The organism is uncultured Nostoc sp., assembly GCF_964247315.1.
Lineage (GTDB): Bacteria > Cyanobacteriota > Cyanobacteriia > Cyanobacteriales > Nostocaceae > Nostoc.
The window spans coordinates 1-17,037 of record NZ_CAXTTT010000143.1; the positions used below are offsets into that span (position 1 = coordinate 1).

General features: G+C 42.7%; 13 protein-coding genes. 5 read left to right on the plus strand and 8 right to left on the minus strand.

Annotation, left to right across the window (positions count from 1 at the left end):
- The 7 genes from ACFE93_RS29790 to ACFE93_RS29820 all read right to left on the minus strand — a co-directional run.
- A partial coding sequence (locus ACFE93_RS29790) for a hypothetical protein (protein WP_375478939.1) occupies positions 1-229 on the minus strand: 229 nt, incomplete at its 3' end.
- A 266-nt stretch (positions 230-495) separates the two neighbouring features.
- Positions 496-717, minus strand: a complete 222-nt coding sequence (locus tag ACFE93_RS29795; protein WP_335066748.1) for a hypothetical protein — start codon at positions 715-717, stop codon at positions 496-498.
- 851 nt (positions 718-1,568) lie between these two features.
- Entirely contained in the window at positions 1,569-2,720 is a 1,152-nt protein-coding gene (locus ACFE93_RS29800) for a hypothetical protein (RefSeq protein WP_375478941.1), read from the minus strand.
- A 3-nt stretch (positions 2,721-2,723) separates the two neighbouring features.
- Positions 2,724-3,134 (minus strand): hypothetical protein, encoded by a 411-nt coding sequence (locus ACFE93_RS29805; protein WP_375478943.1) that lies wholly within the window; start codon positions 3,132-3,134, stop codon positions 2,724-2,726.
- A 29-nt stretch (positions 3,135-3,163) separates the two neighbouring features.
- A complete protein-coding gene (locus ACFE93_RS29810) occupies positions 3,164-5,542 on the minus strand; it encodes a hypothetical protein (RefSeq protein WP_375478945.1) in 2,379 nt (792 codons plus the stop codon).
- A complete protein-coding gene (locus ACFE93_RS29815; protein ID WP_375478947.1) occupies positions 5,543-6,499 on the minus strand; it encodes a PD-(D/E)XK nuclease family protein in 957 nt (318 codons plus the stop codon).
- Positions 6,500-6,812: 313 nt separating this feature from the next.
- Positions 6,813-7,100 carry a hypothetical protein gene (locus ACFE93_RS29820; RefSeq protein ID WP_375478949.1) on the minus strand — a complete coding sequence of 96 codons (288 nt, stop codon included), beginning with the start codon at positions 7,098-7,100 and terminating at the stop codon, positions 6,813-6,815.
- 624 nt (positions 7,101-7,724) lie between these two features.
- On the opposite strand from ACFE93_RS29820, the gene ACFE93_RS29825 reads away from it, so the two are divergent.
- The gene (locus tag ACFE93_RS29825; RefSeq protein WP_375478951.1) at positions 7,725-8,468 is read left to right on the plus strand and encodes a ferritin-like domain-containing protein; all 744 of its coding nucleotides are present in this window, start codon (positions 7,725-7,727) and stop codon (positions 8,466-8,468) included.
- An 88-nt stretch (positions 8,469-8,556) separates the two neighbouring features.
- Here ACFE93_RS29825 and ACFE93_RS29830 read toward each other — a convergent pair whose 3' ends face one another.
- Positions 8,557-8,697 carry a hypothetical protein gene (locus tag ACFE93_RS29830; RefSeq protein ID WP_375478953.1) on the minus strand — a complete coding sequence of 47 codons (141 nt, stop codon included), beginning with the start codon at positions 8,695-8,697 and terminating at the stop codon, positions 8,557-8,559.
- Positions 8,698-9,237: 540 nt separating this feature from the next.
- Here ACFE93_RS29830 and ACFE93_RS29835 point away from each other — a divergent pair.
- The 4 genes from ACFE93_RS29835 to ACFE93_RS29850 form a co-directional block, all read left to right on the plus strand.
- Positions 9,238-13,671 (plus strand): nitric oxide synthase oxygenase, encoded by a 4,434-nt coding sequence (locus ACFE93_RS29835; protein ID WP_375478955.1) that lies wholly within the window; start codon positions 9,238-9,240, stop codon positions 13,669-13,671.
- Between the two features lie 99 nt (positions 13,672-13,770).
- Entirely contained in the window at positions 13,771-14,070 is a 300-nt protein-coding gene (locus tag ACFE93_RS29840) for a hypothetical protein (RefSeq protein ID WP_375478961.1), read from the plus strand.
- Between the two features lie 61 nt (positions 14,071-14,131).
- The gene (ptsP, locus tag ACFE93_RS29845) at positions 14,132-16,645 is read left to right on the plus strand and encodes a phosphoenolpyruvate--protein phosphotransferase (protein WP_375478957.1); all 2,514 of its coding nucleotides are present in this window, start codon (positions 14,132-14,134) and stop codon (positions 16,643-16,645) included.
- A gap of 122 nt (positions 16,646-16,767) precedes the next feature.
- Positions 16,768-17,037: hypothetical protein (locus ACFE93_RS29850; RefSeq protein WP_375478959.1), on the plus strand; the 270-nt coding region annotated here is incomplete at its 3' end.

The following is a 17,037-nucleotide window of genomic DNA, read 5'->3' on the forward strand; positions in this document are numbered from 1 at the left end:
AAATTTCACGAGAGGGGCTGCGCTCATCTAAAAGAACCAAGTAATGTAAGCCAGTGGCAATGCAAGTGGCTTGTTGGGTGTATATGACTCCGATAACGCGACCGAAGTCGCCATTGGGTACTTGAAACCAGCGCACCCATTCACCAAGATGAAATTTCTGGTGGGGTAATTCGCTGGGAATAACCTCTGGTAAGGCTACTGGCGGTATTTGGGGAAGGATATCAGGCATAAAAATCTACTCAGTTGCAGATTAATCAAGAACAGCAAGTATTAGAAAAAATCCATTTTGCAAACAAAAGGTTTCTAGCATGGCAAACAATGCTTACCCATACCTTGGATAAAATCTCACCTGTTTTTCTTTGAATCACCAAACTAAACCCTCTCAGCTTGATTACAAGTCAATGCCGAAGTAGGTTGTTATTAGGTTGTTATCATCAATCATAGCTTACTCGTTTTTGATGGTAAATCATATATGTACACATGGAAATTTCTGATTTATTTATGTTTTTTGTAGGGTGCTACTGCTGATACCTGTTCTAAAAGCTCTGTAATTGTCGGTTGAATATCCTCTAGTTTGATGGCTATAAGGTTAATGGTATGAGCGACTTCGATAATTTGTAGCACTGTATCTGGTCGTTTCTCAAATTGAGAACCCCAATTTTTATCGATTGTTTGGTACGAGTACACCCCAAAGGTTGCTTCTGTGAGCGTTCGCACGCACGCTGCTCTATACCCTCTTTTTTCTGGCTTTGGGCTTTTAACGTACAAACGGCAGTATTCCAGTGGTTCCATTGACGGTTTCTTCTGATTACGTCAATTAATGATTTTGTCGCCTGTAGTACCGTAAATAATACCCATTCACAATGGTAATCATCTAAACTCACTTTCGTTAGCTGTTTAGACCTGATACCCATTTTTACAAGGCTTATTTTTCTGACGTAAAATCAATACAGCAGAAGTCCCTGGTTAGGTCAACGGAGAAAGTTAATTAGCGCTACTACCGGGTATCGATGGAGCCTATCGGATTTGTGCTGCCAGTTATGTTGAATTACCTTGTCACAAAATTGTATAACAGTTTACGGTGATAGAAGAGTGCTATCGCCACTAGTTAAGCTAGCTTTCATAATGTTCAAACGTTGCGGAAAGGTGTAATACCAATTCTGTATGAAGATGCGCTAAACCATAAGTACAAGAAAAAAAACGAACCGCAAAGGACGCATTCGCGAAGCGTCTCGTCAGAAAAAGACACAAAGTAAAGAAGTTAAAAGGGTTTGGCGCAGCCTCACAAAGAAATGGTATGAGATTCAGCGTTATTAGTGGATGGAAAAATCATAAATTATTAGTACTGCTTGATTCTTTGCTTTTTCAACAGATTGTATGAGTCGCTTAACCAGCAAGCATTCCCGCCTTGATTACTTCTCACTTATCATTTAGGAATGTTATAATCGATTTCTTTTATTACCTATTTTCTTAACAGAGGCAATAACTAACTCATTTGATAGTTTTTGGGACAGACTTTATCCATAGCTAAAAAAAACAAAATGTCTGGACTCTCTAAAATATCAAAATCAATTATCATACCAACCCAGAAAGTTCATAGCATTAGTTTCCCATACAGTATACCGTTCAGGAAACATCAATAGAATCTTTGCAGCCCTATTAAGAATATCTTCAAAAGACAAGTTAGAGTTAAATTGTTCAATTTCTGTGTCGTTAGGTAAATCGGTATCGTATCTCTTAGAGTTAGGCAGGTATTCTTCAATCTTTGACACAGCTGTTTCAACAAAACTATTAAGGAGATTCTTGTGGCATATTAAGCGATGGTCTGGATTTTCAGCATACATTTTTAAATGTTCTATCCAACTGCTTTCAGCTACCTTAGTGAGGTCTTCCAATTGCTGTAATTTAGTAAGTGTTATCCAGCAAATATAGACTCTAGCACACATAGGTGGATGCTCGTCATCAAAGTTTATTTTGTGAGGATCATCCTCGTATAGAAGACCCATATCAACACAAGAGACATAGTGCGCGATGCCACAACTCCAAGTCCCAAAAATGTCACAAAATAGTTCTTCTAATCTCTTATCATCCCAATATCCAGCGGCTCTCTTATAAACTTTATCTTGGTCAGGAGGAATAAATCCAGTCTTCTTTCTGAGAAGAGAAAAGTGTTCGTTAACTACTTTTTTTAAAGATATAAGAAGGTCTTGTGTAAACTTCCTAAAAAAATTATGACCAATCTCATGATAGAGACCTGGCATTTCAAGTAAAGAGATTTTTGCTTTCGGTGGAGCAATGAAAAGTGGTGTCTCTAGACCTGGAATCGTGGCAAGCTGACCATCCAGTTTAACTATCAAGTCTCGAATCCAGACAAGGTAGAGTCTTTGTATAATAGAAAGTAGCACCTTACGGATGGCTAATTCAGGTAAACCTTCGTTTTGAAGAGCAGGAATGTAAAGATAGGCGATGATATAAGTTTCAAATTCAATGAGATGAAGTTGTTCCAATCCCCTTGATAGTAGCTGAACATTCCCAACCTTGACAATCATTGTAAGCTTTCCGTAAGACTCCTTTGCTAATAAAAGTCTTTGCTTAAGGGACTGCAAAAGTAAAATATGATTTGATTGAGGCTTGTCAAGAAGCTGGATCTGTTGTTCAATTCGCTGAAGAATAATCGAATATTCACTAATTTTAGCTTTCAAATATACAATCAAAGTCATGCTTCATCGACCATACAAACGACGGAGATCCTGAGTAAACTCATTGTCCAGTAATGAAAGGATATCATTCATTACAGACAAAACCTCAATACTGGGGGTATCTTGTCCTTTGAGTTGAAGTACTAAATTGTCTAAGTCTTCTTGCCAATCATCTAATCTTTTAGTACCAGTCTCAATCTTAGCTATGAGAGCTTGCAGATTAGCTGATTCTTTTTCATTGCTCAACGCTTGTCGAACATAAATGGCAAACTCACAAATTATGTTGCGACTAGTTTTAACTTCTGCTGGCGAGAATCCAAGTTCATTTGCACATCCTAAAAGTTCAGCTTCTAAAGCAAGCATGGCAGAGCTAAGATTGCGTAATTGCTCCTGCTCACGCTCAAGGCTACCTGAAACCAACCCAAGAGTACTCACACATTACCTCCCAGTCAAGTAAAAATTCTTTATTCATCGGGAGAGTTGTCTTCAAGCTCTTCTTCTTCAAGCTCTCCAATCGAAGAATAGTAGGTTTCACGCAAAGCTTGATCACTCCATTGTATCGTTACAGGAAGGCCAATTTCAATATCTGGAGCATTCCAATTTAGATGAGTAAGCCAGAATGCATCCTCAGCAATATGTTCGATATTAAACTCTGTACTAGAATCAACAATCTCTAGCAAAATATTACCTGCTGTGCGACCCTGTTTATCCCAAGAGGGCTTTCCAGTCGTTGTTAATATAACTCTAGTATCATCTAAAACTAAAATTGTTCCAGGTAAGGGATTTTCAAAAATCTTTCTACCATCTTTATTAACATCACTGAATAATCTTATGGGAAGATGATTCTTCCGAATTTCTACAGCAGCATACTGAAAGGAGGAGAGCAAGATTCCATCTTCTTGAAGCGCTTGAACGGCTTCAATATACCCTTGTTGCTCACTCGACCAAGATCGACCATCACGATGGATAACCATGTTATCCAACTGGTATCCTTCCTGAACAATAGAGCGAATTGCTTTTTGCAAAACTTTTTTGATTTCAAATCGCTTGATGGCTTCATTATTGCCAGTCCTTGAACTTGACTTGCCAAATTCTCGACGTATTTGCTGTCCACCTTTACCATATAGAAAATGGTACACAACTTTTCCATCTAGCACATCAATACCAACGTGCAAATCATGATGCAAATCATCTGCTAAAACCCAAGGTTTAATCCCGGCAGCCATCAGAACACCCAAAGCTAGTTTGCAAAGCTTGCTAGTAGATTTTTGAGAATCAAAATCATCAAGAATATTCCTAAAAGTTTTTTCTGTTAAGCATTGCGAGAAATTCAAAGTATTTTTAAATTCAGGATAGACATTTCTTGTAAATCTATTCCAAAGAACAGTGACAGCAAGAGGAGTAGGGTGCTCTTGACGAATTGTATCTGCTAGTTCTAATAAAGAGTCTCCTCGACGCTCAGATGCTCCTATTGAGTAGAATTCAGGTTTTCCAAATTGAAGTGTCTCTCCAGTCAGTCTTTTTACCTCACTTTGTAACTTTTCTATAAAAGATTCACGTTCTGAACGCTGAATATTTTTTGGATAAAGCAAAACCATATTAGGAAGAGGAACATCACTGTATGAGTATGCCTCATAAAGAATGGGTAATTTTTGAGAAGCCCACTTTGTAATTGCTTTATTGAATTGCCAATGTGATCTATCAGGAATTAAACCTTTATCGAAAGGTTCTAGAAACTTTTTATTTCTATATTCCAATCGTGGTGGTATAAAAATAGTACGGACATCGGTAAAATAATCTCTACTCAGAGAAATGACAGAATTACCATACTTTAAATTAGACAAGCAGTTAAGAAAAGGTTCAATTGCATTAACTCTTTCTGTAGGTGACATATAGGGGCGAATAGAGCATTTTTTAAACCCTTCGTATTCATTAGTGAAAATTGGGAAAAGCCGTGAGATTGGAACAGCAATAGTATGCTGGCTGCTACGATCTCTAACATAAATCGCTTCCTCATTTGGTTCAACAACAATATCTGGATACTGTTTACGGTAATATTCATAAATTGTCTGCTGTTTGTCAGCAGCTTCAAATGAAAAATCAGAAATTGTTTGACCTGTAGAACCCGCAAAACGGCAAGGAATTTTAACTGAACCATTGTCACGTAAAAAGAAACTTCGATGATCGAAGTCTGTTTCATTGAGGTAATCCTCTAATATACTCTCCTTTTCATCCTTGGTGTATTCAAATAAAGCTTTTCGCGATACGTATCTTGTTCTCAAATCTGTGGCAAAATAAAGACCTTTTTTCTTAAGGAAAACGACACCAAACTTCAAGCCACGGTAAGCATTAACTATGTCTTGAGAAATATCAATATTTTCAGCCAAAAGTTTGTGATATAATGTCCAAGTTACTCGCCAAAACTTATCATTTAAGAGCCTAAACTTATCCGAAAATGGTCTTTCCAAGATCCGACAAATTAACTCTATTTCTGTTCTAGATGCCTCATTAAGATGAATTGTGACAACTTGTTCAGTTACATCAATATGATAAATTTTATCAGGAACATCCTGAATTTCAATTGTAGTTTCTACATCCGGACTACTGCCCTCCGGAATTAAGAATGCTGGAAATCCAAAACGCTGTGTAGGATGAGTTGGGCATTTCAGATATTGTCGCCAAATTCTGTCAGCCCATTTTTGTAAGCGAATAGGCTGTGCATTATCTCGTGGGATAGATTCACGAACTTTTAGAACACGGAATCTATGTTCAACTTGCTCTAACCCTGTCAAAGGATAGAGAGTAGCACCAAGAAGCCGACATTCTGATACTTGTCTTATCATTTAAGTTTTATCTCTACAAATACGCTTAAAAAAACATTGCCGACAGCTACTACAAGAAGATGCATAGTCTAAATCATTTAGGTTCCACTCAACATCTTCTTGTTGATTAACAAAACTTAATTCACGCTCAATATTCTTACGAACTAGTCTCAAAGTTTGTTTCTTTAAGCTGTAGCTCATTGGAATAGATTGCTGTTCTACTGTCTCACCACCGAAGTAAACTAAGTGAGAAGTAATTTTCTCAACTGGGATTTGAAGTGTTAAGTGTGACCAAAGTTGATAAACTCCTGCTTGAAACTCAGCCTGAGACATATCATCTGATGAATGACGTTGTATTTTACTACTTTTCCAGTCATAAATTTCAAATTTAGAATTTTTAAGAAAAGCTAAGTCAACTTTTGTCACAACATCGACATGATTAATGTTAAAATTAATTTTATCTTTGAATATATCAGGCTCTATCCAAACCTGTTTAGCACTTCGTATTGACTGCTTTAATTCAACCGCTTCTGCCCACTGCTCAAATTTGTTCATGTAATTTTTGACCGTTTGGATCACCCGATTACAGGAGTCAGCATCTAGAGGATGGTCATACTCATGCTCGAACAGAGCAAGCCCACCTTCTTGAGATAGCTGCCAAGGATTACTTCGGAATTTTTTCTTTTCGGAGAAATCAAACTCCTGTTGTACCTTTCTTTGTAGCCAGTCTACCCAAGAATCAGGCAAAGACGAATACCTTCCACTCTGAATATGCTTGAGATAGCGGGCTACAGCAGTGTGGAATATCTCGCCTTGCCACATTGGCAATGTTTTAAGTTTTTTAAGAATTGCGACCTCTCGTAATTCAGGATTATCGCTTTTCAGGGCAGACGGTAGAAGATACTGAAAGTAGTACCGTCTTTCGCAGGTATTTAAAACTTGATTTCTGCTAATTGACCATCGTAGTTGTTGTCCCATTAAGTTTTCCAGGCAATGTAGATATAAAAAAACATAAATCAGAAATTATATAACTTTGATCCACGATAAAAGGGTTTTTTATCATATACTCGTTGTCCTAATAAGCTTCTAGCATGGGAGCGTGTCAACCCTAACAATACTCCCATCTCATCCAGAAACACGAGATTTTCAGGCTCTATGTGTTTAACTTGTTCCCAATAGTCACTTCTAAGTTTTTGAACTCGGTCGCTTGCTCGTTGACTACTACGTAACGTCTTTTTTTTAGAGTCAGTTGCTGGCTTTGTAACGCACGGCACATACAACTTGTACTTACTCATTGATTGTAAGTTTGCCCCCAATACTCACAGTATTTACTCAAGGTTGCATCTGGGTATTTTTCTACCATTAAAGTAAGTTGAGTTTTATAGTTATCCAACTCATTTTTGATGCTTCCGCCCTGTTTTCCTGGCTCCACATGACCTTTGATTTTCTTTTGTTTGAGCAGTTTTTGTACAAAGGCTTTGCTCACATCGAATCGAGAAGCTACAAGTTTTATAGATGTATTTCCTTGATTGTACGCTTGGACTATTTTTTGCCGAAAATCAATGGAGTAAGGTTTCATTTTTAACCTTGATGCACAGATTTTAGTGTACTACACTTACCCGCAATCTGCTAAAAAAAATCCTGGAAAGAATCATTAGCAAAGTTTAGCTGGCTTGGTTTACAACATGTCCCTATTAATTAAGAACATTTTCGCTATTTACATCGTTGTTTTTTTGAAGAAGCAGATGTTTTCTTACAAAATATTCTTGAAAAGTTAATCGCATAGAAACCAAACATCGTGGTTTTTCCACTTTCTTGAGAAAAATTAATATTGTCTCACGGAAAGCTTATGCTTCCAATTTGGACTTTCGGAAACATTATGCTTCCAGTTTTTTAATCAGGGGTGCGATCGCCTAACGGGGAAATACAGGTTACAGCACTCAGCCAGGGAAAAGTTATGCTTCTAGTCACGGAAATATTATGGTTCCAGTGACATAACTGTTGACATCGTTCCACAGGTATAGCTGAGTGCTGAGTAAAAACCCAGTTGTTTCAAGACTTTGAGCAATCAACACTGTCCTAACCTGTGTGACTACGGCTATAATTCCAAATTCCAAATGGTAAGACTCTCTGGCGGCAACCGAATAGAAAATACAGATTAGTATAAGAATTGTAACCTTGCAATTGTCAGCGGTAATTTCTGATGAACTTCTTGACTAACCTTTTGCATCTAGCTGGTTCAAGTGTCTTTGCCTATTACTCTGCTGCTCAAATTCGTGATTCTAAAACCCGTCCCAACATCCTTGCGGGGTTTCAGTTGGCGGAATCTGGCTCTGTGCCATTTTTATCTGCACTTAGCGATCGCGCAGCTGCCGAAGGCGATACATGGCTAGCCCAAAAACTAGCAAAACATGCATCAGATGAAACTAGGCATGGTAAAATTTTTGCCCACGCCTTACAACAGCTAAATAAACAAGTTATAGATTTCAAGCATCAACCCCAAACTACATCTACAAAAAAATCACAACAGCGTAGTCCCTTTTTCGCAGCATTCTTTGAGGGCTACCCTCAAGAACAGCTCAAACCTGCTGTGATTGATTGGGATGTGTTTATGGCTAGCACATACATTCTGGAGTTAGATGCTAGTAAAGACTTTACGCGAATGGCGAAAGTATTACCTGATAATGAGCCAACCGCTCGGAATTTGAAGTTAGGAATGCTTTGTATTGCCCAAGATGAAACTGAACATGCTGCTTATCTCTACGAAGCGATGAGGCGACGGATGTCTGCGACTAAGGTAGAAAAACTCGTAGATATGTGGCGAACCCGCAAGGTGAATGCTTTGTTTGCAATGGTTGGCGGTATCCTCCAGCGCAACGGCGAAACGCGATCGCTTGTCCAGGATAGTGCGCCGTCGGAAATCGATTCTGAGTTGGTAGCGACGTAATTATAGATATCCTTGAGTATCTAATCTTAAAAAATTGAGAACATTTAACATCTAGTTTTCAAGGCAGGAGGTCTGCCTCTTGCCTTTTTCAAATTAATTCCCCACTTCTTTGCTTGCCGATACGATTTCGCCATAAACGAGCCAGCTGCCGATTGATATCTAAACTTCGGGCAATTTTTCGATGGTTTTGACCATCAGATGCGATGATAATTATTCTTGCTCGTAGCACTAGGGAGTTGCGACGTGTTGTGTCTGTTTATCAACTGTTGGAGTTAATGACGCTCACCATTGCTTAAATTGGGTTCCAGGTTTTACCGAGACGATGGTAAGTTGAACATACTTTGGGATGGTTAGGACGCTATCGATGCCTGAATAAGGATTACGAACGAAGTAGGTCGGCGTAAAAATTTATTGTTGGGATAAGGCAAGAGGCAGGAGGCAAGAAGCAGTAGACAACAGGCTTTCAGCCTAGTTTATCTTTGTTTACATAGTTTAGTTTTATTATGCCAACTTACTTATTGCCAGAGGTAAGTGAGTTGATAATGTTATGCAGCTATGGTGCGACTGATGCACGGTAATCTCGCTTCTTGAGTATTATTTAAACTCTCAAACCGCATCTTTATGTTTACTTTATAAATTAAAATGTTTACTTTACAAATCAAATTTTAGTATCTACCTTTAAATAATTAAGGTAAATTAAAAAAAATGTAAATTTCTGCCGATCAGTACATTTAACTACACACTTTTCTCACTCATTGGCTTTTAAAGCATGAATGACAATCAACGAATCATCCACCTAACCGAGGTTTCTGCACTCGATTTCCCGGCTGACAATAATTATAAGTATAAATGCCATTTGCAGGTAGTTTCCGAAGAGGGACAAAGCTTGTTAGAAAGGGATCTGCTGAACCGCACGCAACCCAGTTGGTTGGTGGATTTGAAAAACAAGGGAGACTGCACGATCGCCATTACTTTGCGTTACCGGGAAGGGGACATCACTCAACCTTGGCAGGATGCTGGAACGGTGGCGTTTGCCACCCAGGAATGCCTGAATGGAGAGCGCAGCACTGAGTTAGAATTTCCGATTACAACTTGGAACCAGGCACCCCAATTGAAGCTAAAAACTCGCCTGACCCAGAGTAGCACTGAGGGAAGTAGCAGCACCTTTACAATCTTGGGGAATCAAAACGGTACTCGCCGCACTCACAGCAAAGGAACTCAGACAGAGGGCGAGTTCGAGATGCCAGAATCTGTTCCTCTCTCGCCGCAAGAAGAAGTGATTGTCAAAGACGCTTGGAACAAGCTGCGGGCATGGAAAGAATTGCAGATGGAAAAGTTCTTGAAGCGTCTGTTGCTAGAGTCACCTGAACTAGAGTATATCTTCGGGGAAGCGATTAACAGCATCAATGACTTTTTCTTTGAGTTGTTTGATTGCTGCATCCACCAACTTCAGCCGGAAACTCAGAATGTAATTGGAGAACCCTTAATGGGCGTACCTCCAGAAAAAGGGGATTTGTTTGACACAGTTGAGGATTACGGTGCGCTGTTTGCCGATATCGGGATGCATCCCCAGCACTGGCTGAAGGCACGGCAGGTGTGGATGTGGATGCTACCATCGATTCCTTACCTAGAAGAGTACGATCACCAGGATTTAGCAAAAGGCGCAAACTCTGCCCTCTACCGCTTCTTCAATACCCATGTGATTGTGCCGATGGTAGAGGCAATTCACCGCTACAATAAAGCTCTGCCCCCAGAAATGCTGCAAAAGATGATGGAATCCTGGCAGGTGTTCAGCCAGAATAAGCAAGTCATGGGGATGGAGTTTTATCAAATCCTGTTTGAGAAATATCCCTTTGTATTGCCGATTTTTGGACGAGCAGACATGGATTACCTGTCTCTACACCTGTTTCAGGCATTGGAATTTCTCGTCCAATCCCTAAGAAGCGGCAGCAGTGATGAGATGATCCGAGAGTTGCGTTTCTTAGGGCAGGTGCATACCAGTGCAGGGGTGCCATCCTGTGCTTATCCGGCAATGACGGATGCTATCTTTACCTTGTTTGAGCGGTACATACCGGACTTCACGCCAGAGTTACGGCAGGGATGGCAGACGTTAATCGATCGCGCTGTGAATGTAATCAAGCTGCCCAAGCTGAATGAGGAACGATTGCTCAAAAAAGCCAAGCAGTACCTGGAGCTAATCGCCACTGAGCAGGCATGGGAACCGGAGGACAGGGCACGACGCTGGGCAGAAATTCAAGAGGAAGTACACGCCACCGGAACCTATACCCACACGTATGAAGAAGTCGCGTATGGGGCACAAGTGTCATGGCGCAATGCATCCAAGTGTGTGGGACGGATTCAGTGGAATAACATGGTGATCCGCGATCGCCGCCACGTTACCGACCCTGATGAGATGTTCCGCGAACTCCAAGAACACCTACAGTCCGCGACAAATGGCGGTAACCTCCAGATTACCATGACCGTCTTTCGTCCCCGACACCCTAAAGAACGCTGGGGACCACGCATCTGGAATCCACAATTAGCTCGTTATGCCGCATACGAGCAACCGGATGGTAGCATTCTCGGTGATCCTGCCAACCTGGACGTGACCAAAGCGATTATCAAATTGGGCTGGCAACCCCCCCAACCACTCACAGAGTACGACATTTTGCCTCTAGTGATTGAAGCTCCAGGTATGGAACCGAAGATGTACCACTGGAATCGGGATGAGATTCTGGAAGTGGAAATCGAGCATCCCGCGATTCCTGAATTCAAATCATTGGGCTTCCGTTGGTACGCCGTCCCTGCCATTACCAACTTCTCAATGCACGTTGGCGGCATTACTTATGCCTGCATTCCTTTCAATGGCTGGTACATGGGCACTGAAATCATGCGGGATTTCCTGGACGAGTACCGCTACAACAAGATGGAGGACATCGCCAAAGTTCTCAACCTCGATACTAGTTCCGAGCAGACATTATGGCGCGATCGCGTCGCATTGGAACTCAACGTTGCCATCCTCTACTCCTTCCAAAAAGCGAAGGTGACGATGGTAGACCATCAATCTGCCTCTCGTCAATTCCTGGCACACGACTTACGCGAGAAGAAAGCAGGACGCGAGTGTCCGGGGGATTGGGGTTGGGTCGTACCCGCATCCGGGGGAAGTGCTTGTCCGGTCTGGCACCACCAGATGCAGGACTTCTACCTAGAGCCAGCTTATCACCATGCTGCCGATCGCTGGGCAGTTGAAGATGGTATTGACCTGGAAAAATTCATCACCACTACCGACGAGGACGACAACAAGCAAGACCGCATCCTGATTCTCTACGCTTCCGAAACAGCTACTGCTGAAGGCTTGGCGCGCAAAGCCGCTCGTCAACTCCAGCGATTCCGTCCCCAGGTGATGGCGCTGGATGAATACAACACCGACACCCTGGCATCGGAGAAACTCCTACTCATTGTCACGTCCACCTTCGGCAATGGCGAAATACCTGGAAACGGCAGGAAGTTCCTCCAGTGGTTGAAAAAACAACCTGCGCGTTCTCTCGAAGGTTTGAATTACTCCGTTATGGGTATTGGTAGTACCGTTTACGAAAACTTCTGCGCTGCCGGAATTTCGCTAGATAAGGGACTCGCTAAGGCGGGAGGTAACTGTATTGTGCCACTTCACAAAGGCGATGAAATCAAGGGACAAGCCGACACCTTCAAACAATGGTTAGGACTGGTTTCCCGCATTCTGGGTGAGGATCAAAGCTCCGCCGATGCGACAGCCCAAGCCGCACCTAAACTAAACGTGACGTTTTTGAGTGAGAGGGAAGCGGCAAATATTTCATCAGTAGAAGTGAGTGGAGACAGAGGTGTGGAAGTACCTCTGGTTGCCAATAGCGAACTACTCAAAGAAGTGATTCCTGGTAGCCGTTCTACTCGCTATCTTGTCTTTGATATTTCTGGTAGCGATTTGCAGTATGAAACAGGCGATCATCTTGCCGTTTATCCTGGCAATCCGGTGGAGTTGGTGAATCAGTTGTGCGATCGCCTCTCAGTATCCCCCAACACCTATTTCACAGCTCGTTATTTAATGCCCGATGGTACGGAATTAGAAGAAAAACCTCCTGTTACCGTTCCCACAACCATCGGACAGGTTCTCTTGGAAGACCTCGATCTGACTTTGCGCGAACCATTCAATGACGTGCTGACCTACCTGTACTCAGCAGCACAAAATCCCCAGGATAAACAACGCCTGGAAACCTGGTTGGAAATTCTGCGGCAAGGAGATGAACATCCCGACAGCATCACGCTCAAGAAAACGATCGCGGACAACTTCATCAACGTTGTCGATCTGTTCAATGAGTTTCCTTCTGCCCAAATTACACTGGAAGTCCTGCTAGAGTTGTTGCCGAAGCAAAAACCACGTCTCTACTCCATTTCCTCCTGTCCTCTGCTTCATCCTCAGCACATCCAAATCACAGTTGGAGTGTTGCAAGTTAAAACGGATGCAGGTAAAATCCGTCAGGGACTTTGCTCCAACTACCTTGCCGGACTGGAAACGGGGGCAAAAGTTCGGATCAGTGTCCGCACCTCTAGCTTCCGTCCACCCACCGATCCACTCGTGCCAATGCTGATGGTTGGGCCGGGTACAGGGGTATCGCCGTTGATTGCCTTCCTCCAGTATCGGCAAGTCCTATTGCAGCAGGAAACACAATTAGGTGATGCTTGCTTGTACTTCGGCTGTCGCGATCGCAGTGACTACCTCTATGGAGAACAACTTGTAAGCTGGCAGAATCAAGGCGTGCTGTCAGGGTTAGAAGTTGCCTTCTCACGTTTGACTGAGAAGAAAGTCTATGTGCAAGGCTTAATGGAAGAAAAAGCTGAAGAACTCTGGCGAATACTCAGCCATCCGCAATGCCACTACTATGTCTGTGGCGATGCCAAGATGGCTGACGATGTGTTTGAAGTGTTTATGGCGATCGCTAAAACGGAAGGGGGATTATCGCATATTGAAGCTGTTAGTTTCTTCAACAAAATGAAGCAAGAAAAACGCTTTTTCAGTGATGTTTGGGGCGTGGTGCTGAACTTTAAGGAAGCGATTAAAGAGGTACAGCATGACAACTACTCGAAAGCTGAAAAATGGCTTGAGCGTGTGCAGGGATCTGCTGATAGTCAAGCCACCGTTCAGGAGGAATTGCAACTGCTAACTATCTAAAGAAGAGAATATGCATTTGGCTGAGAGTTACTTGTAACTGGGTTGCTATCTGAATTAAACGTTGGTTAAATTGTGACAAGGTTTTTTGACTAATCTGATTTGACCAACGAATTCAAGTACTTTTATTGGGAAGAGACGCCAAAAATCTCGATCGTTCGGCCAGTTGGTAAAGTACTTCCAAAAAAGGATCAGCCTTATTTAATATTGTGGCGGGATAATTTTGATGGTGATGTCTCGATTAAGTTGTACGATGGGAACAAACTTATCCAAAACATTTCTTCCCGTACTGCTAGCGATGGAGTTTATGAGTGGAAACCACGTATTTCCGTAAAAGAAGGCTATTTTATTCGTATTTTTAGCTGGAAAGACCGGAATATTTTCGGGCAGTTGCAATTGTAGCGGAATGGGAAAATGAAATGGATAACTAGCTAAACGCAAACCTCTCAACAAGGTTGACGGTGTGGCCGCGATCGCAATTGTTATCGTTTCTCACAGCAAACAACTAGCTTTGGGTGTGCGGGAACTCGCCGCGCAGATGGTTCAAAGCCAAGTTCCCATTGCTGTTGCAGCAGGTATTGAAGATCCTGAAAATCCATTGGGTACAGATCCGATTCAGGTTTATGAGGCGATCGCTTCTGTTTTTTCTGATGATGGTGTTTTGGTATTAATGGATTTGGGTAGTGCTTTGCTGAGTGCAGAAATGGCAATCGAGTTTCTCCCAGAAGCACAGCAGGAGAAAGTGTTTTTGTGTGAAGCACCTCTAGTAGAAGGGGCGATCGCTGCTGTAGTAGCGGCTGCGGCTGGTAGAGATATTCACCAAGTGATGGCGGAAGCACGCGGCGCACTTCTGGCAAAAGCAACTCAATTGGGTGTTAGTAGTCCGTTGTCAGTTGTCAGCCCAATAACAACTAATATAGAATCGCCAACGCCAGAAATCAGGCTGATTGTGAGCAATCGCTTAGGATTACACGCCCGTCCCGCAGCGCAGTTTGTGGCAACCGCAGCCCGGTTTCAATCACAAATTCTGGTGCGGAATTTAACGAGAAATACTGAGCTAGTCAGGGGTGACAGTATTAACCAAGTCACAACTTTAGGGGTGCGTCAAGGACACGAACTGCTGATTACTGCCATTGGTTCTGATGCAGATGAGGCGCTGGCAGCATTGCAGGGATTATTCGCAAATAACTTTGGTGAAGATAATATTGCCTTGAATTCTCCACCAGCATTTCACCACGAAGTTACTTCAGCAACTCACGGCGAACTTTCCGGGATTGCAGCTTCTGCTGGAGTCGCGATCGCACCTGTTGTTCGTTATCAACCCACTCATATTTCAATTACGGAATATCACGTAAACGATCCAGAGGCAGAGTGGCAACGAGTACAAACAGCAATCCACACTGCCCGACAAGAAATCCAAGCAGTTTTTTCCCAAGCATCTCTGCAAATTGGTGACGTTGAAGCCGCCATCTTCGATGCCCAATTACTATTTTTAGAAGATCCAGTACTGTTGTCAGCGGCTCATCAGCGCATTTTAGACAACCATATAAATGCTGAAGCAGCTTGGCGAGCTGTAGTCGATGAAGTAGCGACTTCCTATCGCGCACTTGAGGATTCTTATCTGCAAGAGCGAGTTGACGATGTTGTAGATGTCGGGCGAAGAGTGCTGCGATTACTGGCTGGGAATGCCCCTGCGAACCTGCATCTTCAGTCACCAGCGATTTTGGTGGCGACTGATTTAACCCCCTCAGATACGGCTGGACTAGATCCAACCAAAGTGTTGGGTATTTGTACTACTTCTGGTAGCGCCACCTCCCACAGTGCAATTATCGCCCGGACGTTGGGTATTCCGGCAGTTTTGGGAGTGGATGCCCAGGTGTTGCACTTGGCTGATGGTACACTGATGGCACTTGATGGTGAAAGTGGCAAAGCTTGGGTAGAACCAGAATCAGACATCCTGGATTTACTCAGAGCAAAGCAGTCAGCTTGGCAAACTGCCCAACAGGAAGCACGAGCTACGGCACATCAGCCAGCGATTACTCGTGATGGTCGGCAAGTTAGTGTCTTCGCAAATATTGGTAGTATAAATGATGTGCAAGTTGCTGTGGCTAGCGGTGCAGAAGGGGTGGGACTACTCCGCACTGAGTTTCTGTATTTAGACCGAACAAGCGCCCCGACTGAAGAAGAACAATTATTAGTCTATCAGGCGATCGTTCAAGTTTTAGATAATCGGCCGCTAATTATTCGTACCCTTGATGTCGGTGGTGATAAGCCACTTCCCTATATCAAAGTTGGGTTTCCAGAAGCTAACCCTTTTTTAGGTTGGCGGGGAATTCGTTTTTGTTTAGATCGTCCAGAACTCTTCAAAACTCAGTTACGGGCAATTTTGAGAGCTAGTGTTGGACACCAAATTAAAATCATGTTGCCAATGATTGCGACTGTAACTGAAGTACGTGCAGCTAAGGTAATTTTGGGTGAAGTGCAGGCTGAACTAAATCAAGCTGGTATTTCCTTTGATGCCGCGATGAAAGTAGGAATTATGGTGGAGGTTCCGTCAGCAGTCGCGATCGCCGATCAGTTAGCTGCGGAAGTAGACTTCTTTAGTATCGGGACTAACGATCTGAGTCAGTACGTTATGGCTAGCGATCGCACTAACCCACGCGTGGCAAATTTGGTTGATGCGCTACATCCAGCTGTATTGCGAATGGTACAGCAAACTATCCAAGCTGGCCATACGGCGGGGATTTCGGTAGGATTATGTGGAGAATTGGCAGCAGATACTTTAGCAACACCAATTTTATTAGGTTTAGGGCTGGATGAGTTGAGCGTAAATCCCCAAAGTATACCTAGAGTCAAGCAGGCGATCGCTAGGTTAAGTATAGTTGAGAGTGAAGCGATCGCGGCATCAGCATTACAACAAGATTCCGCACTCCATGTTAGAGAACTAATCTCAACTTCAATTACTCCCCCTGCATAATTAGTTATGCTAACCACAGTCAATACATCCCCCCCAGCCCCTCCTGAAGAGCCGACGGTGTACATACAAATCCTAAAAACCAGCTTGATGAGGCTTAACTCATTCTTATACAAAGCATGGGAATGAGAGAAATAGTATTGTCAGTCGATGCAATGCCATTGTTAGCCCAATACGCTTGGCTTTGTGAAAAATTGCTTTGTTGGGTTAAGCAAAGCGCAACCCAACAAAGCCCCGGAAATGTTGGGTTTTGTTCCTCAACCCAACCTACACACTTTAAGGCTTTTGGCGCTAACCCAAGCGTATTGATTGTTAGTCGATGCAATGCCATTGTTAGTCAATGCAATGCCATTGTTAGTCGATGCAATGCCATTGTTAGTCGATGCAATGCCATT

What these genes read in the sequence shown, in the direction of transcription:
- ACFE93_RS29800 (WP_375478941.1), bottom strand. Translation starts at nt 2,720, where the DNA reads ATGACTTTGATTGTATATTTGAAAGCTAAAATTAGTGAATATTCGATT.
- ACFE93_RS29810 (WP_375478945.1), bottom strand. Translation starts at nt 5,542, where the DNA reads ATGATAAGACAAGTATCAGAATGTCGGCTTCTTGGTGCTACTCTCTAT.
- ACFE93_RS29815 (WP_375478947.1), bottom strand. Translation starts at nt 6,499, where the DNA reads ATGGGACAACAACTACGATGGTCAATTAGCAGAAATCAAGTTTTAAAT.
- ACFE93_RS29820 (WP_375478949.1), bottom strand. Translation starts at nt 7,100, where the DNA reads ATGAAACCTTACTCCATTGATTTTCGGCAAAAAATAGTCCAAGCGTAC.
- ACFE93_RS29825 (WP_375478951.1), top strand. Translation starts at nt 7,725, where the DNA reads ATGAACTTCTTGACTAACCTTTTGCATCTAGCTGGTTCAAGTGTCTTT.
- ACFE93_RS29835 (WP_375478955.1), top strand. Translation starts at nt 9,238, where the DNA reads ATGAATGACAATCAACGAATCATCCACCTAACCGAGGTTTCTGCACTC.